Origin of the sequence: Desulfovibrio cuneatus DSM 11391 (genome assembly GCF_000430005.1) — a bacterium.
GTDB classification, from domain to species: domain Bacteria; phylum Desulfobacterota; class Desulfovibrionia; order Desulfovibrionales; family Desulfovibrionaceae; genus Frigididesulfovibrio; species Frigididesulfovibrio cuneatus.
Window position 1 is genome coordinate 1 of the sequence record NZ_AUCY01000024.1, and the last position, 16,721, is coordinate 16,721.

Annotated in this window: 19 protein-coding genes; 15 read left to right on the forward strand and 4 right to left on the reverse strand. The window is 52.7% G+C overall.

Features of this window, described 5'->3' with window-relative positions; translation table 11 throughout:
• Together G497_RS20450 and G497_RS0107250 are read left to right on the forward strand one after the other, a co-directional pair.
• Positions 1-190, forward strand: a 190-nt coding sequence (locus tag G497_RS20450) for a hypothetical protein (protein WP_211228749.1), incomplete at its 5' end; no start/stop codon positions are given.
• 408 nt (positions 191-598) lie between these two features.
• Positions 599-1,123, forward strand: a complete 525-nt coding sequence (locus tag G497_RS0107250) for a hypothetical protein (protein WP_027187651.1) — start codon at positions 599-601, stop codon at positions 1,121-1,123.
• 190 nt (positions 1,124-1,313) lie between these two features.
• On the opposite strand, the gene G497_RS0107255 is transcribed toward G497_RS0107250, so the two are convergent.
• Positions 1,314-1,592, reverse strand: a complete 279-nt coding sequence (locus G497_RS0107255; protein WP_027187652.1) for a hypothetical protein — start codon at positions 1,590-1,592, stop codon at positions 1,314-1,316.
• A 287-nt stretch (positions 1,593-1,879) separates the two neighbouring features.
• Here G497_RS0107255 and dsrA point away from each other — a divergent pair, with 287 nt between their 5' ends.
• From dsrA to G497_RS17210, 8 genes are all read left to right on the forward strand, one after another.
• On the forward strand, positions 1,880-3,193 hold the full coding sequence (dsrA, locus tag G497_RS0107260) for a dissimilatory-type sulfite reductase subunit alpha (RefSeq protein ID WP_027187653.1): 1,314 nt from the start codon (positions 1,880-1,882) through the stop codon (positions 3,191-3,193).
• Between the two features lie 15 nt (positions 3,194-3,208).
• Positions 3,209-4,354 (forward strand): dissimilatory-type sulfite reductase subunit beta, encoded by a 1,146-nt coding sequence (dsrB, locus tag G497_RS0107265; RefSeq protein ID WP_027187654.1) that lies wholly within the window; start codon positions 3,209-3,211, stop codon positions 4,352-4,354.
• A gap of 62 nt (positions 4,355-4,416) precedes the next feature.
• Positions 4,417-4,641, forward strand: a complete 225-nt coding sequence (locus G497_RS0107270) for a dissimilatory sulfite reductase D family protein (protein WP_027187655.1) — start codon at positions 4,417-4,419, stop codon at positions 4,639-4,641.
• A 248-nt stretch (positions 4,642-4,889) separates the two neighbouring features.
• Complete coding sequence (locus G497_RS17195; protein ID WP_034637114.1) at positions 4,890-6,338, forward strand: cobyrinic acid a,c-diamide synthase CobB; 1,449 nt, start codon at positions 4,890-4,892, stop codon at positions 6,336-6,338.
• Positions 6,338-6,940 carry a YkgJ family cysteine cluster protein gene (locus tag G497_RS19105; RefSeq protein ID WP_051257934.1) on the forward strand — a complete coding sequence of 201 codons (603 nt, stop codon included), beginning with the start codon at positions 6,338-6,340 and terminating at the stop codon, positions 6,938-6,940. Before G497_RS17195 ends, G497_RS19105 begins: the two co-directional genes overlap by 1 nt.
• 314 nt (positions 6,941-7,254) lie before the next feature.
• Positions 7,255-8,070 (forward strand): DUF169 domain-containing protein, encoded by an 816-nt coding sequence (locus G497_RS17205; protein WP_051257935.1) that lies wholly within the window; start codon positions 7,255-7,257, stop codon positions 8,068-8,070.
• A gap of 124 nt (positions 8,071-8,194) precedes the next feature.
• Positions 8,195-9,433 (forward strand): sulfite exporter TauE/SafE family protein, encoded by a 1,239-nt coding sequence (locus G497_RS0107290; protein ID WP_027187656.1) that lies wholly within the window; start codon positions 8,195-8,197, stop codon positions 9,431-9,433.
• A 108-nt stretch (positions 9,434-9,541) separates the two neighbouring features.
• On the forward strand, positions 9,542-10,213 hold the full coding sequence (locus G497_RS17210; RefSeq protein ID WP_156907984.1) for a hypothetical protein: 672 nt from the start codon (positions 9,542-9,544) through the stop codon (positions 10,211-10,213).
• A gap of 87 nt (positions 10,214-10,300) precedes the next feature.
• On the opposite strand, the gene G497_RS0107305 is transcribed toward G497_RS17210, so the two are convergent.
• From G497_RS0107305 to hflK, 3 genes are all read right to left on the reverse strand, one after another.
• Positions 10,301-10,993, reverse strand: coding sequence for a LexA family transcriptional regulator (locus G497_RS0107305; RefSeq protein ID WP_027187657.1), 693 nt, complete (start codon positions 10,991-10,993; stop codon positions 10,301-10,303).
• A 147-nt stretch (positions 10,994-11,140) separates the two neighbouring features.
• The gene (gene hflC, locus G497_RS0107310; protein WP_027187658.1) at positions 11,141-11,983 is read right to left on the reverse strand and encodes a protease modulator HflC; all 843 of its coding nucleotides are present in this window, start codon (positions 11,981-11,983) and stop codon (positions 11,141-11,143) included.
• Between the two features lie 7 nt (positions 11,984-11,990).
• The gene (hflK, locus tag G497_RS17215; protein ID WP_169726982.1) at positions 11,991-12,968 is read right to left on the reverse strand and encodes an FtsH protease activity modulator HflK; all 978 of its coding nucleotides are present in this window, start codon (positions 12,966-12,968) and stop codon (positions 11,991-11,993) included.
• Between the two features lie 192 nt (positions 12,969-13,160).
• Here hflK and G497_RS0107320 point away from each other — a divergent pair, with 192 nt between their 5' ends.
• The 5 genes from G497_RS0107320 to hisG all read left to right on the forward strand — a co-directional run bounded on the left by G497_RS0107320 (position 13,161) and on the right by hisG (position 16,698).
• A complete protein-coding gene (locus G497_RS0107320; RefSeq protein ID WP_027187659.1) occupies positions 13,161-13,712 on the forward strand; it encodes a hypothetical protein in 552 nt (183 codons plus the stop codon).
• Between the two features lie 17 nt (positions 13,713-13,729).
• Positions 13,730-14,203 (forward strand): ribonuclease HI, encoded by a 474-nt coding sequence (rnhA, locus tag G497_RS0107325; protein ID WP_027187660.1) that lies wholly within the window; start codon positions 13,730-13,732, stop codon positions 14,201-14,203.
• On the forward strand, positions 14,200-15,186 hold the full coding sequence (locus G497_RS0107330) for a membrane protein (RefSeq protein ID WP_034637117.1): 987 nt from the start codon (positions 14,200-14,202) through the stop codon (positions 15,184-15,186). The genes rnhA and G497_RS0107330 overlap by 4 nt, the downstream gene beginning before the upstream one ends.
• Positions 15,187-15,430: 244 nt before the next feature.
• A complete protein-coding gene (gene hisI, locus G497_RS0107335) occupies positions 15,431-15,820 on the forward strand; it encodes a phosphoribosyl-AMP cyclohydrolase (RefSeq protein ID WP_027187662.1) in 390 nt (129 codons plus the stop codon).
• Entirely contained in the window at positions 15,820-16,698 is an 879-nt protein-coding gene (gene hisG / locus G497_RS0107340; protein WP_027187663.1) for an ATP phosphoribosyltransferase, read from the forward strand. The genes hisI and hisG overlap by 1 nt, the downstream gene beginning before the upstream one ends.
• Positions 16,699-16,721 lie beyond the last annotated feature (23 nt).

Sequence of the window (16,721 nt, forward strand, 5' to 3'; positions counted from 1 at the left end):
GTTTCTTGCGGCGAAGCGGGAATATGCACCCACTCGGCCTTGTTGTCAACATCTTTTTTTTAATTTCTTAAAAAACTTTTTCGACAACCTGCTGGAATCACTCCCGGCCCGCCACCCGTTTCCGTGCGGCGAAGGGGAGTTATGTCTCTTTTCACTCCCGGTGTCAATCACTTTTTTAAAAAAGTTTTAACACCCCGCCGGACCCCGTCCTGGCCCGCCACCTGCTTCCAAATGGCGAAGGGGGTTTATGCACCCTTTCCTACCCAGAGTCAACTGATTTTAACGAGAAAATCACTGTTTTTCAAATTACTTTTTTGCCTGTACACTGGCAGAACAGCTTCCGCACCACAGCCCGGCATTCCTCCTGTACCTTAAGGGATACCCAACAGTGGCTTCATACCGTATACTCCCATTGAGCGTTGCCCTGGGCTGCTCGCTGGAGAGCCCGTAAAAGAAGAGGCCCACAAAATTTACAGTGAAACAATATAATGATACATCTGTGCCCTTGCCCTGCCTTGCCTGGATATTGTAATACATGCCTGCACGGCACCTGGGCACTTGCGCACTGCCCTTTTACATAGCACACAAAGGAGCTTTCATGAAAACAACAGCCAGCCTTACCCTTTTTCTTTGCCTTATGTGTTCTGCCGCATTGGCCGCTGAACCCACCACAAAGCTTGATGACGGTTCCATGAAAGCAGTCATGGGTGACCTTTTGAACACCGGAAAGGGCATCCTTTCTGAATTAGACAAGAACCTTGGCAATACCAAGCAAGACCCCCCAGCCCCAGACAACATGACAGTGGTGGCCACCAATGAAGAGTTTGCCAAGGTCGCCAAAGTTTCTGTGCTCAAAGTGGAAGAACCCACACGCGGGCAAGTAACGGCAACCCTTGCCATTGCCAATGAAACAGACGCACCCATTCGCATCACCAACCTTTCCCAACTGGGCGCAGTCATTCTGCTTGATAGCGACAGCTTTGCTTACCCTCTGAGCGAACCTTCACTGGCAGAAGACGTGGTGGTTCTGCCACAGTCAAAAACACGGGCTCGCTTCACCTTTACGGGAATTGAAGGCAAGCCCGCAAGGGTTCGCTTTATGGGGGCAGAAGCCAAAATTTAAGAATCGTTCGCCTCCTTTACTTCCATAAGCAAACGAACACAGCTTCAGTTTTCTCCTCTTCTTCCTTCCACAGAAAAACCCCTTGCAAGGATATCTCCCTGCAAGGGGTTTTGTTGCTTTGCATACAGGCACAGCGTGCGGGTACGCCCCGCGAAGAGTATGAACACATTGCCTGGTAGCCTAGCTCACCCTACTGCTTGCTGTTTTTCCGGGCTTCATCTTTAAGGAGAGCGCGGGCAACGTTTGCATCGTACAAATCAAGGGGGGTGCTATGCCCTTTTTCTTCCTTATACAATCCTGCGGCTGCTTCAATAATGGCAAAAGAAAGCCAGCCGTGCTTTTCCCACACTTCCGGATGGGTGCTGCGCCACAGGCGGAACTCTATGCCATTTGTGCCTTCCCGCACATAAACACGGGTTTGCAGGTCTGTGGGGTCTGGGTGATAATACAGTCCATTTGCGTCTTTCATGGCCATACCTTGCTTGAGTTATTGCGTAAATAATTTTTTGTTCCCGCAACATAGGCTTGAAAGGGGCAACAGGTCAACGCCTGCGCAGCCCATAGTTTAGTTGCGTAGCTTCCCCACCAAAGCAACTCATACCTTGACAAAATCATCATTTGCTTCTAGCCTATTGACTGCGGACTTTACTCCGCGAATATTCTGCGATTTTTCATTTTTCATTATCGGCTGAAGCACCCTTGGGCATGCATGCGCCGCCCAGGGTTGGAACGTAAAACCATAGTGGAGGTAACCCAATGGCGAAACACGCAACTCCCAAGCTCGACCAGCTTGAGTCTGGGCCGTGGCCCAGCTTTGTGTCTGACATCAAGTGGGAGGCTGAAAACCGGGCTAAGAATGCAGACAAGGTAAATTACCAGATTCCTGTAGACTGCCCAGCAGACTTGCTTGGTGTACTTGAACTTTCCTACAACGACGGGGAAACCCACTGGAAACACGGCGGTATCGTTGGTGTGTTCGGTTACGGCGGCGGTGTTATTGGCCGTTACTGTGACCAGCCCCAAGCTTTCCCCGGTGTTGCTCACTTCCACACGGTTCGCGTGAACCAACCTGCTGCGAAGTACTATTCCTCCGAATTTCTGCGCCAGATTTGTGACCTTTGGGACATGCGCGGCTCCGGCCTGACCAACATGCACGGCTCCACCGGCGACATCGTGCTGCTTGGTACCCAAACCGCCCAGCTTGAAGAAATCTTCTTTGAACTGACCCACAAGTATAACACTGACCTTGGTGGCTCCGGCTCCAACTTGCGTACACCGGAAAGCTGCCTTGGCACTTCCCGTTGCGAATACGCATGCTACGACACCCAGGACGTGTGCTACCAACTTACCCTGGACTACCAGGATGAACTGCACCGCCCTGCGTTCCCCTACAAGTTCAAGTTCAAGTTTGACGGTTGCCCCAACGGTTGCGTAGCTGCCATTGCACGCTCCGACTTTTCCGTTATTGGCACCTGGAAAGACGACATCAAAATTGACCAGGCAGCTGTAAAAGGCTACGTGGGCGGCGAGTTTGCTCCTAACGCAGGTGCACACTCCGGCCGCGACTGGGGCAAGTTTGACATTCAGGCAGAAGTTGTTGACCTGTGCCCAACAAAGTGCATGAAGTGGGACGGCTCCAAGCTTTCCATTAACAACAGAGAATGCACACGTTGCATGCACTGTATTAACACCATGCCCCGCGCCCTGCACATTGGTGACGAACGCGGTGCTTCCATTCTGGTAGGCGCAAAAGCCCCCGTACTTGACGGCGCACAAATGGGTTCCCTGCTTGTGCCTTTCATTGAAGTAAACCAGCCCTATGATGAAATCAAAGAAGTCATCGAAAAGATTTGGGACTGGTGGATGGAAGACGGCAAAAACCGTGAGCGCCTGGGTGAAACCATTCGCCGCCTCTCCTTCCAGCGTTTGCTTGAAGTGACAGAAATAGCGCCACAGGCTGTACACGTGAAAGAACCCCGCCACAACCCCTACATCTTCTGGAAAGAAGAAGAGGTTCCTGGCGGCTTTGACCGTGACATCGAAGCTTACCGCACAAGACACCAGAGATAAGGGGGGAGGAGAACTATGGCATTCGTATCTTCCGGGTACAATCCCGACAAGCCCATGGAGAACCGCATTACTGACATCGGTCCTCGCAAATATGATCAGTTCTACCCGCCCTTTATTGCCAAAAACAAGGGCAAGTGGCTGTACCACGAAATCCTTGAGCCCGGCGTGCTTATGCACGTGGCAGAAAGCGGCGACAAAGTATACACCGTGCGTTGCGGTACTGCACGCCTCATGAGCGTTTCCCTGATTCGCGAAATGTGCGACATTGCAGACAAGTATTGCCAGGGCTTCCTGCGCTTTACTACCCGCAGCAACGTTGAATTCATGACTGACAATGCAGACACCTTGAAGGCCCTGAAGGCCGACCTAGCTGGACGCAAATTCAGCGCGGGTTCCAACAAGTTCCCCGTGGGTGGTACCGGCGCCGGTATTACCAACATCATTCACACCCAGGGCTGGGTACACTGCCACACCCCCGCAACCGACGCTTCCGGCCCGGTTAAGGCTGTGATGGACGAAGTGTTCGCAGACTTCCAGGCACACCGCATGCCTGCCCCCCTGCGCATTTCCCTGGCTTGCTGCATTAACATGTGTGGTGCTGTGCACTGCTCTGACATCGGCCTGGTGGGCATTCACAGAAAGCCCCCCATGATCGACCACGAGTGGGCTGACCGCCTGTGTGAAATTCCGCTGGCTGTTTCTGCTTGCCCCACCGCAGCAGTACGCCCCACAAAAGTGGATTACAAAGGCGAAAAGCACAACTCCATTGCTATTAAAAACGAACGCTGCATGTACTGCGGTAACTGCTACACCATGTGCCCAGCCCTGCCCATTTCCGATGGCGAAGGCGACGGCGTTGCTATCATGGTAGGCGGCAAGGTTTCCAACCGCATCAGCATGCCCAAGTTCTCCAAGGTTGTTGTGGCATACATTCCCAACGAAACTCCACGCTGGCCTACACTGACCAAGACCGTGAAGCACATTGTTGAAGTGTACGCTGCCAACGCCAACAAGTATGAACGCCTGGGCGAATGGGCAGAACGCATTGGTTGGGAGCGTTTCTTCTCCCTTACCGGCCTTACGTTTACCCACCACCTCATCGACGACTTCCGCGAACCCGCGTACTACACCTGGCGTCAAAGCACCCAGTTCAAGTTCTAGGCGCATACAGTAATTCCCCCGGGTGCCATGCGCCCGGGGGGCCTGCGCAAAGGGGATTTATCATGAATGAAGAACAACAAATTGTTGTCGATTTTCTCACAGGGAAAACCGGCAAAAGCAAATTCTACTTTAACGACTTTCTGCCCCTTTTCCCCGGAAAAGGCCCCCGCGATGTGAAGAAAATTCTCACATCTCTGGTGAATGCAGAAAAACTTGAATTCTGGTCTTCTGGCAGCACCACCATGTATGGTTTGAAAGGTGCTGGCAAGCCGGATACGGACGCTTAAGCCAGGCTTTGCCTTTGGCTTGCAGCGCACAGTGGTTACCATCTGTGCGCTTTTTTTTTCGCTTTATCACATCACACACTACAGCAGCTTCACTTTAAAAATCTACATTGAATTTCCATGCAGCACATGAGTTTTTCAAAGTACCAAACTGTTCTACTATCATTAAACGACACGCTCCGCGGGTGTCCGCGTTGCGTCCACCGAGCAATTTCAAAGTGAAATTGCTCTAGCACACACTGAAGGTTTCCATGTCTTTTCCGCGCCTTGTTATAGCTGGCCTTTCGGGCGGTTCTGGCAAAACCCTTGTCAGCCTTGGGGTAACCCGTGCCCTTTGCCAAACCGGGCACCGTGTTAAAACGTTTAAGAAAGGCCCGGATTATATTGATTCCGCATGGCTTGCCAGCGCCGCAGGCACAGCCCAGGGCAACCTGGACCCCTACTTTTGCCCGCCAGAGCAGCTTGTGGCCCTGTTCATGGCCGGGGCACAGGGGCACGACATAAGCCTGATTGAAGGCAACCGTGGCCTGTTCGACGGTGTGGATACAGCAGGCACCGCTTCCACCTCTGCCCTGGCCCGCTCCCTGGGGGCCCCGGTGGTGCTGGTAATGGACTGCACAAAAATGACCCGCACGGCAGCCGCCATTGTTCTTGGCTGTACAATGCTGGAGCCAGAACTGCATTTGGCAGGGGTAATTCTGAACCGCACAGGCACGGAAAGGCAGCGCACCCTCATCACCCAGGCCGTGGAAACCCTTACAGGTGTGCCCGTACTGGGGGCCTTGCCCCGGCATACCCTGTTTCACATTGAAGAGCGCCACATGGGCCTGGCCTATATGGAAGAAGAAGCCGCTGCCGTGCGCCTGGACGCCTTGGCAGAGTTGCTGGCAACCCATGTGAACATGCCGCAACTGCTGGAAATTGCCCGTAACGCCCCTGCCCTTTGCCCTGCTTGGGAACCAAAAGAAGCTGCCCAGAGTGGGGCCGAACCACAGCAGACAATTACCGTTGCTTCAAAAGCATTCTCCGTCATGCAGCCACGCATTGGCTATGTGCATGATTCTGCCCTGTGGTTCTACTACCAGGAAAATTTTGATGCCCTCAAGGCAGCAGGGGCACAGCTCGTTCCCTTGAGCATTCTGGACGAAACCCCGTGGCCCAGCCTTGACGGGCTGTACCTTGGTGGTGGCGTGCCGGAACAATATGCGGCCCAACTGGCCCAGGCCAAGAGCATTCGTGCCCATGTATATACCCTGGCCAGCCAGGGAATGCCCATATACGCAGAATGCGGTGGGTTCATGTACCTGTGCAGCACCTTGCACACCCAAGAAGGGGCCTTCCCCATGGCTGGAGTTTTCCCCGGCTCCGTAACAATGAGTCCGCGCCCCAACGGCCTTGGCTATGTGGAAGCAACCGTTTCTGGCTACACCCCCTTCTTTCCGGCAGGACTTTCTTTCAAGGGCCATGAATTCCACTTTTCCAGTTACACCCCCGCAGCACAAGAAGCACCTGCCCATATCGTTACCCTGCACAAAGGCAAAGGCATGACGGGTGGGCACCCCGCCGGGGCTGATGGCCTGTGCCGCTGGCAAACGCATGCAGGCTATACCCATATTTATGCCCCGGCAGTGCCCTGCTGGGCGCCCAATTTTGTGCACATGGCCCATACTTGGGGCACACAGCAGCGCAAGGGGCGCTAATGCAACAACTCACTCTTTCCCCCCTGGCACAACAAAAGCGCGCCACGTATTGCTTACCAGCCCACTCCCCAGCCTGGCTGCACCCACTCTTTGATGCGTATGCCACGCTGGAGGCTGCCCAGGAACAGCAACTGGCCCAAACACCACGCACCCCCGCCTGCCATAAAGGCTGCACCGCCTGTTGCACCCACCTTATTCCTGCCCTCCCTGCAGAAATTCTGGGCATTCGCTTTTACCTGAACCATGGTATACCTGCGGAACTACGCCATACATTGCGCAACAATTTGAACCACGTTCCCGAAGGCACTTGCCCCTTCCTGCACCTGGGGGGGTGTAGCATTTATACGATAAGGCCTATGGTGTGCCGCCGCTACCTTGTTTTTTCCCAGCCCTGTGCCCCCGGAGAACACCCAGAACACACACGCCCAGATGATATTTTCCAGGCATCTCCTGCCCATTACCTTTCCGCCCTTGCCCACACCTTTCCCATTTACCAGTCCTTGGGTTTGGCCGCTCCAGGCGACACCCCGACCCTGCCGTTTTTTTTACAACAAACCGTTTTGCTTGCCTCGCTTGACTGGCATGAATCCATAAGCGCATAGGCTAGCTCTTTTGCACAGCGCCAGACCTGGGCCTGTTATGACATTTAACAAGACTGTTTTACTCAATTTTCGCACTGTACAACACCTCAATTCTTGTAAAGCATGGTACAGCAACCATGCGGCCATGTAGTTATCCACTAAATTTCACAAAGTATTTTACGAGCCATCGCACCTATTCATCTCAAAGCATTAAATATGACCATCAATCATAGATTATATTGCCGACTCAACTTTATTGTGATTTTTTTAACATAAGCTTGTCATATTGAATGCCATCATGTATTATACGGCACCTAACATCTAAGGAGGAAGATATGCAGTTAACTTACTCTTCTATGCAAGAAACCCTTATGCGTGAATTACGGTTATACCATCACCCCATTGCCGTGTACTTCCTGACTTCTGACGAAATGGTCGAGCAATTTAAAAAGAACACAGACTACTCCATTCCCGTAAAACCCCTCACATACTGCCAGTGGGAAATTGCTGCCCGTATGCAGGCAAAAACCATTCTTGGCACCAAGGAACACCTGGGCTGCACAAACGGTCAAGTGAGTTTTGGCTGGCGTGAAATTGATGATAAGGAAGTAAAATCTCAAAGCAAATACTGTGTTGACCAGGCACAGGCCGAGCGTTTTTTGCGTTCCAAGCCCAAAATGCCTTTGAATAGCGTGAAGGCAGTGGCCATTGGCCCCCTGGGTACAGCCCCCATGCAGCCTGATGTGGTACATTTTTATTGCGACAACTTACAGTCGTACCACCTGGCTGTAGACTACATGGCCGGAACAGACACCCACCCCCTGCGCCCCATGGTAACCATGAGCTCTTCGGCGTGCGGCGGTTCTGTATTTAGCCACCTGGAACAAACGTTCAACATGTGCCCGGCTTGCTCTGGCAGCTACAATGCAGGCAAAACAGAGCGCGGTGAAGTGAACGTATTCATTCCTGGCCCACATATTGAAGCCACGGTTAAGCGCTTGCTACAGCGCATTCACAACAGCGGCTCCAGCTCCATTACACGACCTGGCGACCCATTCCCCGGCGCAGACATTTGCAAAAACTGCCCCATTATCATCTTCAAGAAAGAAGGCGATACCCCTGAGGAATGCGCTGGCTGTACCAAACAATGATTTACAAATTCCGATTTTTCTTGCATCATCCCGCTAGTGAAATATTTGGTTTAACCCCGGTTTGGAGTACCAAGCCGGGGTTTGGTTCATTACCATACTCCCCGCTTGAACAGGAGAACGACACATGACCTTTTTTTTAGGCAAGCACCGGAAACTCGCGGCCATAGCCCTTACCCTTGTGCTTTCACTTACAAGTGTGGCTGCGCTTGCGCAAAATGGCACACAACCTGAGGCGACTGCACCCATGACTGAAGCCGCAGCACCCCAGGCTACGGCACAACCTGCTACGGCCCAACCCGTTGCAGCCAAAGAACAGCCCGCCGACAGGCTGGGTGCAGCTATTGCTGCCGCTGCCAAAGAGGGCAAACTGGACATGACAGCCGAACCCGGCTTTCTTGGTATTCCCGGTGCCCCCCATGTGAACCCTGTTCTGGCATTTGCCTGGGCCTTGTGGGTAGGCTGGATATTCTCCACTGTAGGTGCATTTGGCGGCGTTATGGCAGGCGTGGGCCACATGTCTGTGTTCGGCCTTGGGCATTATGCCAGCTCTTTTGGCAAAGGGGCCCCCCTGAACAAAGTTGTTACCGACTCCCTGCGCGTTTCCAACCAGTGGCTGGTGGGTTGCTCAGGCGCGGTTTCTTCCTTCAAGTATGCAAAGCTCGGCCGCATTGTATTCCCCCTGGCCATTGCCCTTGGCATTGGTTCCATTGTGGGTTCATGGCTCGTGCCCACCCTGACACAGGGCAAAATTTCCTTTAAAGAATACCAGGGCTTTTTCGGCTTGTTCGTGTTGGCCCTTGGTTGCTACCTGTTTTATGAAACAACCCCCGCAGGCCAGTCCAAAAAGAAGAAAGCAGGCGAGGCTGTTAAAGCCTTTGAAGCAGCCGTGAAATCTGGCGGCAGCCAAGCACAGACCGGCGTGAAGGTTATCAGCATCAGCGCAAGCCGCGTTGTGTTTACCTTCTGCGGTGTGGAATTTGCATTTTCCACCCTGCTACCCATTATCGGCGGTTTTATCATCGCCTCTGTTGCGGCCTTCCTCGGTGTGGGCGGCGGCTTCCTGTTGGTGCCCTTCCTTACCAGCATTTCCCAGCTTCCCATGTACCTGGCTGCGGGCACCTCTGCCCTGGCTGTGCTCATTGGCATGATTACGTCCATCTCTACCTTCATGATGGGCGGCACTCCTGTTGACTGGTCTTTGGTAGGCCTTGAACTGGTGGGTATTGTTATTGGCTCCTGGGTTGGCCCCATGACAGCCAAATACCTTTCAGACAAGTGGCTGAAGCGTATTTTCATTATTCTTGCCCTGTATGTGGGCATTGATTACGTACTGCAAGGGTTCTTCCACATTAAAATGTTGTAGAAACCCCGGGTTATTCGGTCAGGACAAGGACACCTTGCTCCTGATGCTTGCACAAGCAAAGGGGCATAGGCAGGACTACCTGCATATGCCCCTTCATTGCACCAGAGCTTGACCAACGCATACTCTTCCTCCTGTGCCCCAAACGGCGTGTATTACCACCCGCATAGCGTAACCTACCACCCCTCACTACCCATGGCACACTACCTTCCCGTATGGCTTGATGCATTCCTTCTTGCCCCGTTTACCTGGCTGGCATCTCCCCTGGCTTCCTTCTGGCTTGGCTCTGCCCTGCTGGCTGCCTATGCAACCCTTATGGGCGAAATTGTGGCGGGCTTGCTGTTCATGACCCATAAAAGCTATTATTTGGAATTACAGGATAAAATGATTCACATGCACAATGTTTCTGTGGACGCCCTGCACCAAAGTGACAAAGAAAGTTACCTGGCAGCCAACAACCTGGCACAGGAAGCCTTTGGCAAAACATTTTTTTCCGAAGCCACGGTGGGCATGGCCTCTATCTTGCCCGTGCCCTTTGCCCTGGCCTGGCTTTCACTGCGCTTCACTGGCATTCCCCTGCTTACTGTACCCGTGCTTGGCACAGAACTTGGCTACCCATTTGTTTTTTTACTACTCTACATTACCCTGCGCATTCTTTTTGCCAAGTGGAAAACGCACCTGCCTTTCTTCCGCACTATTCATTCCATTAAGCAAAAAGCCAAGGCAGCACGCGGCCCCATGCGCCGGTTTATTCCTGAAGCCCACGGAAACGACAAACCATAGCGCTTCATCTACCAAAATGTTGTGAATGCTAAAACCAAAAAAGCACTGCTCACCCAGTGCTTTTTTCTAACCCAAAAAACGGTATGCCTAGTACCGTTGTAAAACCCAGGCCACGCGCCCGATAATGTGCTCTTCATGTTGTTCCAAAGGCACAGTAAACTCCGGGTGAGCGGGGTTAGCAGATTTAAGGATAAGGGAACCGGACTGAGCATCCACAAAGGTACGCTTCAGCACAATACCTTCATAGGGCAGTTGCACGCCATACAGTTCGCCAGAAGCGACACGGCGCTGGGTGGTGTCAATGCCAACAAAGGCCCCTTTCAGAATGTAGGGTTCCATATTGGCAGTATCAATGCGAACCACATGAATACCAGGGGTAGCAAAAGACTGTGGCAGGCTTAAACGCCCCACCATGGCCCCTTGCTGGCCGGCTTGTTCCTGGCCTGCATAGGTGCTGTGCACATTCACAACAGCGCTTTTGGAGTCTGCGCCATTATATTTGCCGGGTTCTTCCATCACTGCGCCCATAGCAGGGGCATCCACAGGGGCATAGCCTTGCTCGGTACGCAGGTACATAGGTCCAGAGCCTTTTTTCAGCCAGTCAGGGTTCAACCCAAACTGTTCAAAAAGCTTCATATACCAGTCGGAAGGAACAGAATTTCTTCTTTTGGCATCTGAAATACTGGATTGCCTGATATCAAGAACCTCAGCAAGTTCTACCTGAGTTCTTGTACCCGTTGCGGCCTTAATTCTCTCAAAAACTTCGTCAAAATTGATCACTCTCACTACTCCTCATTAATGTGTTCTGCAAGTCGACTACTATGAAGTAATTCGTACTCGTTTTATCTGAATAACATTTAAGCTCTATCCAGAAAAATGCAAGATGAATCGTCTGTTTTTGCGTAATCTATAATACCAAGCGGATATTTATTGGAAATAACGCAGCAAAGGATCATCCGTAGATAAAATAATCTTGCTGTTTGCGCCAAAAGCCTTTCGATATATTTCAAGACTTTTTGAAAACATAAAAAACTCAGGGGCCTGTGAAATTGCCCGAGAAAATGTTTGCAGCGCCTGGGCATCTGCCTGGCCCCGAATAGTCAGGGCTTCGCGTTCTGCCTCAGCAAGAATTGTATCACGATCAAGCTCTGCCTTGGACCGAATATCACGGGCAACAGACTCTCCACCAAATCGATATTCATTGGCCATACGCTTGCGTTCTGCATTCATGCGGTCAAAAATGGCCTGCCTGTTGGGCAGGTCTGCCCGCTTAATTCGTATGTCCACAAAGGTCACACCATAGCCGGAAGCCTGCTTGTTAGATTCACGCAGTACATCTTCCATGATTACGTTACGAGAACTGCCAACTATTTCTCCTAACGTTTTGCCGCCAATAGCCGCCCTGAGCTGTGAAAAGACAATAACGCGCAAGCGTTCAGTCGCTTCGCTTTCAGTTCTCAGGGTACGAATAAATGCAAGGGGGTTCGATATACGCCAACACACATAATTGTCAATATCAAAACTTTTGATATCCGAAGTAAATGATGCGTGCTTGTCGATGGTAAACATCATCAGTCTGTTATCAAGCAAGACCACACTTTGAATAAAGGGAATACGAAAATGCATGCCTGGGCTGCGCACCATGTTCTGGGGTTCACCCAGTTGCAGCACCACGGCCCGGCTAGATTCTGGAACAAAAAACACACTCTGGCTCAGGGCAAACAACCCAAGAACAGCCACAATGAGCAATGTAACCATTTTGTTATTCATGGCAGGCTCACTTCCCGGAAGGCGTTTTGGGTGAAGCAGAAATAGCTGGTTCTTGCACTGCCTTCACCCCACCAGGGTTTACCTGGAACAGGGGCAACACACTGCCTTGCACTTTTTTAGAGAAAATAACTTTTTCCAGCCCTTGCGATGCAAAAATTTCTTCCATGGCTTGCAGGTAAAGCTGCTTGCGTGTTGCGTCTTCTTCCTTATGGAAGGTTTCCGCCAACACGGTAAAGCGCGCGGCTTCCCCTTCAGCCCGTTTGGTCACCGTTTGCTGGTAGGCTTTTGCCCCGTTTACAATGCTGGTAGCAGTACCTGTGGCCACGGGCACAATTTCCGCCCGGTACGCTTCGGCCTGGTTTTCAATGGTTACCTTGGCTTCACGGGCGCTTGCTACGTCAATAAAGGCTTGGCGCACTTCTGCCGGGGGGTACACGTCGCCCAGTTGCACAGCGTGCAGGCGCACGCCCATGTCATAGGAAACAAGAAGTGCTTCAAGAATGGCCAACGCCCTCACTTGCACTTCTTCCCGGCCTTGGGTAAGAATGGACTCCACCTTCTTGTTGCCCACCACTTCACGCATGGCGGCTTCGGCAGCATTTTCAATCACAGCAGCAGGGTTCTTGACCTTAAACAAAAATTTGGAAAGATTGCTAATGCTGTACTGTACAGAAAAGTGCATGTGCACTATGTTTTCGTCGCCAGTAAACATGCTGGACTGCGCCACCTTAATAGGCTGCGCAGCACGCAGGTTTGCCTCAGCAACGCCCACATCCACAAGGCGCAACATTTGGGTATTTTCCACAATGTGCGTTTCAAAGGGGAAAGGCATGCGGTAGTGCGGGCCGCCACCCACAGTGCGGGTGTATTGCCCGAAACGTAAAACAACCGCTTCTTCACCGGGGTTGACAATGAAAATGCCAGAGGCTAGCCATAGCAAAGCGCCAATGGCAAACACAGGCCACACAGGAAACCCTGTGCGCATTCCTTTTGCAAAAAAGGAACCCGGATCAAAGTTAAATGGTTTTCCACTTTCAGGACCCTCTTTGGGGGGAGGTGTGCCCTCTTGCCTCTGCCGTTTTTCTTGTAATTTTTCCCAGTCCCAGTTCATAGAAACAATTCTACGGCATAGCCTGCAACAGGTCAAGCGTTATTGCGGAACGGTGCAACTAATTATATGATATTAAAGAATTTTTTAAAACTTCCCCCTGCCCCGCCTTCAAACGAAAGCCCCCGGCAAAAGGCCTTGCGCCGCACCCTTGGGTTTACCCTTATGGCGTTTGTATTTTGGTGGTATTGGCAAAGCGGTGAACAACCCACCCAAAACAGTGCTTCACAAACGCAGGCCATTTTGGACCAAACGGGCTTGCTTGAAAAATATCACGCCGAGAAACTTGAACAATTTGCCAAGGAATTTCACACAACCTATGGCATTCCTCTCATGGTTCATATTTACAAGCACGGCACCCCTGCCCCCTGCATACCTGATTCCGTATGCATTCGTCTTTTCCCGTACAAGGGGCAAAGCGATTTTCACGCCCCGCCCCTTGTACTTTCCCTGCTGGGCAAAGATGCAGTGAATGACTTGCAATATACCCACTTTCCCCCTTATCTTGCCGGTGGCACCTGGCCGGAAGGTTTGGCTGCGGCACTGCGCACAATAACAACGCGCTTGGACGCTGCCCTTGCGCCCCAGCCCAAAAAATCAGGTCTTGCACCCTCTAACTAATACCCAACGAGCACCCCGTGTCTGTACATTCCGTTGTCATCCATACAGATGGCTCTTGCCTTGGCAACCCCGGCCCTGGCGGCTGGGCTGCCCGCCTTGCCTGCAATGGCACCGTCAAAACCCTTTCCGGGGGCTTTGCCCTGACCACCAATAACCGCATGGAAATTTACGCCGCTGTCATGGCCCTTGAGGCACTTACCAGCCCCTGCACCGTGAGCCTGCATACTGATTCACGCTATGTGTGCGACGCGGTGGAAAAACGCTGGCTTGCCAACTGGCAGCGCAAAAACTGGAGAAAGGCCGACGGCAAGCCCGTGCTGAACCAGGACATGTGGGAACTGCTCCTGAAAGAGCTTGCCCGCCACAAGGTGCGTTTTCATTGGGTTGAAGGCCACGCCGGCCACCAGGAAAATGAAGAGGTTGACACCCTTGCCCGCCTCGCGGCAACACGCCCAGGGTTGCCGCAAGACACCGGCTTTTCCCGTTCATGATGGAATTTTTCACCACCACTTTTTTTTCAGCCGAATTTTGGCACGCCGTGCCCCAGGTGCTGTGGCCCCTGTGCCGCCTTATTCTTTCCATGATGGTGGCGCTGTTTGCTGCCAACATGCTGGAAGCGTTGAACTGGACACACACCATGGCCCGCCTTGCCGCCCCATTTGTGCGCTGGGGCCACCTGCGGGGGGAAGCCGGGGCCTCTTTTTCCATGGCCTTTGTTTCCCCTGCGGCTGCCAACGCCCTGCTGGCAGATGCCTACGAGTCCCAAAAAATCAGCCGCCGTGAACTGGTGCTGGCCAATCTGTTCAACAGTACCCCCACGTACCTTGTGCACCTGCCCACCCTGTTTTCCCTGGTGTTCGCCTTTTTGGGGGCAACGGCCTTTGTGTATGTGGGGTTAACCCTGCTTGCGGCCCTGCTGCGCAGCACAGGCACCATGCTGTGCGCCCGCCTGCTGCTGCCCCTGCCCGCACAGGAAGTGGATGCTGCCTTGCTGGAAAAAACGCCCTTTTCCTGGAAAAAAGCTTTTGAAACCAGCATCAAGCGCTTCCGCAGACGCATTATGAAGCTCATCTTTTTCACCGTACCCTGTTATCTGGCAGTGTATGCCATGCAAAAAGCCGGGTGGTTTACCCTTGCCGAGCAATTCATGGCCAGCCACACCTCCTTTTTACCTGTTATCCGGCCGGAAGCATTTGGCATTGTGGCCTTGTACCTTGCTGCGGAATCTGGCGCAGCCATGTCTGCGGCGGCTTCCCTTGCCCACACCGGGGCCCTCAGCTCCCCGGAAATTATTCTGGCACTTATGGTGGGTAATATCATTTCATCCCCCATGCGGGCCTTTCGCCACCAGTTTCCTTCCTACGCCGGGTTCTTTGCCCCTGGCCTGGCCCTGCAACTGGTTATTGCCAACCAAGCCTTGCGTGCCGTGAGTTTGGCTGTGGTGACGGCTGGTTATGCCTGGTACGTTTTCTAGCTAAACGCTCATTAAATCGCATTTAGGAAACGCTCAGTTATTTCGTTTGGCAAGGCACGAACTTTTTTTGAAACAGGAGTGGACTCTTCCGTCCTCGACTGTTTCAAAAAAAGTGAAATAACGCCGCCAAACGGAATAAATCAGCGTTTCTACTCTCTTGCCAGAACAAGCCGGAAGCGTTAGGCTGACCACCTCGGAAAAACCCCGAATGGCCAACCGCCCAACCGCCGTAAAAGAGAAGCCCATGCCGGAAACACTATCCTTTGAGCCAAACTTTGCCAAAGCAGGGGGACTGCTGCCTGTAGTTGCCCAATGCGCGCACACAGGCGAAGTGCTCATGCTTGCCTACATGAATGAAGAAGCGTTTGCCGCAACCCTGCGCACAGGAGAAGCCCATTACTATAGCCGCAGCCGCAACAGCTTGTGGCACAAGGGGGGCACTTCCGGCCACGTGCAAAAAGTGCACGCCATGCGCCTGGACTGCGACAACGACGCCCTGGTTCTGCTCATCGACCAGGTGGGCGGCGCAGCCTGCCACACAGGCTACCGCACGTGTTTTTATAAAGAACTGAAGAATGGCACAGTGAGCGTGTGCGCCCCATTCGTTTTTGACCCTCAGGAGGTATATAAGTAATGGCTGATATATTGAAGGTTGGCATACCCAAGGGTTCGCTTGAAGAACCCACCCTGGCACTGTTCGCCAAGTCTGGCTGGAAAATTAGTATGCGCCACAGAAACTATTTTCCTGAAGTAAACGATGACGAACTCACCGTGCGCCTGTGCCGCCCCCAGGAAGTGCCCCACTACGTGGGCGATGGCGTGCTGGACGTGGGCCTTACAGGCAAAGACTGGATTCTGGAAAGCCAGAAAGATGTTCATGTAGTTTCCGACCTTGTGTACTCCAAAAGCAGCAACCGCCCTGCCCGGTGGGTGCTTGCCGTCGCAGGCGACTCCCCCTTCCATAAGCCGCAAGACCTTGCAGGCAAGCGGGTTGCCACGGAAATTATGGGCCTTACCCAGCGCTATTTTGAAAAGCTGGGCATTCCTGTTAAAGTGGAGTACTCTTGGGGTGCCACGGAAGCAAAAGTGGTGGAAGGCCTGGCAGACGCCATTGTGGAAGTGACCGAAACGGGCACCACCATAAAGGCCCACGGCCTGCGCATTATTGATGAAGTACTGCTTACCAACACCCAGCTTATTGCCAGCAAGGCTGCCTGGGCAGACCCCTGGAAGCGGGCCAAAATCGAACAGATTAACCTGCTCCTGCAAGGAGCTTTGAAGGCAGAATCACTTGTAGGCCTGAAAATGAACGTGCCCTCCAGCAACCTGGACGCCGTGCTGGCCCTTGTGCCTGCCCTGAATTCCCCCACCATTGCCCATTTGCAAGACAGCCGCTGGATTTCCCTTGAAATTGTAGTAAGCACTAGCATTGTACGCGACCTGCTGCCTAAACTGGTGCAAGCCGGGGCAGAAGGCATTATTGAATACCCCCTCAACAAGGTTCTGGCATAGCCCAGGGGCAACGCCTTGCCCCT

Excerpts from the sequence above, each read along its gene's own strand:
- G497_RS0107250 (WP_027187651.1), top strand. The coding sequence starts at position 599 with ATGAAAACAACAGCCAGCCTTACCCTTTTTCTTTGCCTTATGTGTTCT.
- G497_RS0107255 (WP_027187652.1), bottom strand. The coding sequence starts at position 1,592 with ATGAAAGACGCAAATGGACTGTATTATCACCCAGACCCCACAGACCTG.
- dsrA (WP_027187653.1), top strand. The coding sequence starts at position 1,880 with ATGGCGAAACACGCAACTCCCAAGCTCGACCAGCTTGAGTCTGGGCCG.
- dsrB (WP_027187654.1), top strand. The coding sequence starts at position 3,209 with ATGGCATTCGTATCTTCCGGGTACAATCCCGACAAGCCCATGGAGAAC.
- G497_RS0107270 (WP_027187655.1), top strand. The coding sequence starts at position 4,417 with ATGAATGAAGAACAACAAATTGTTGTCGATTTTCTCACAGGGAAAACC.
- G497_RS17195 (WP_034637114.1), top strand. The coding sequence starts at position 4,890 with ATGTCTTTTCCGCGCCTTGTTATAGCTGGCCTTTCGGGCGGTTCTGGC.
- G497_RS19105 (WP_051257934.1), top strand. The coding sequence starts at position 6,338 with ATGCAACAACTCACTCTTTCCCCCCTGGCACAACAAAAGCGCGCCACG.
- G497_RS17205 (WP_051257935.1), top strand. The coding sequence starts at position 7,255 with ATGCAGTTAACTTACTCTTCTATGCAAGAAACCCTTATGCGTGAATTA.
- G497_RS0107290 (WP_027187656.1), top strand. The coding sequence starts at position 8,195 with ATGACCTTTTTTTTAGGCAAGCACCGGAAACTCGCGGCCATAGCCCTT.
- hflC (WP_027187658.1), bottom strand. The coding sequence starts at position 11,983 with ATGAATAACAAAATGGTTACATTGCTCATTGTGGCTGTTCTTGGGTTG.
- hflK (WP_169726982.1), bottom strand. The coding sequence starts at position 12,968 with ATGCGCACAGGGTTTCCTGTGTGGCCTGTGTTTGCCATTGGCGCTTTG.
- G497_RS0107320 (WP_027187659.1), top strand. The coding sequence starts at position 13,161 with ATGATATTAAAGAATTTTTTAAAACTTCCCCCTGCCCCGCCTTCAAAC.
- G497_RS0107330 (WP_034637117.1), top strand. The coding sequence starts at position 14,200 with ATGATGGAATTTTTCACCACCACTTTTTTTTCAGCCGAATTTTGGCAC.
- hisI (WP_027187662.1), top strand. The coding sequence starts at position 15,431 with ATGCCGGAAACACTATCCTTTGAGCCAAACTTTGCCAAAGCAGGGGGA.
- hisG (WP_027187663.1), top strand. The coding sequence starts at position 15,820 with ATGGCTGATATATTGAAGGTTGGCATACCCAAGGGTTCGCTTGAAGAA.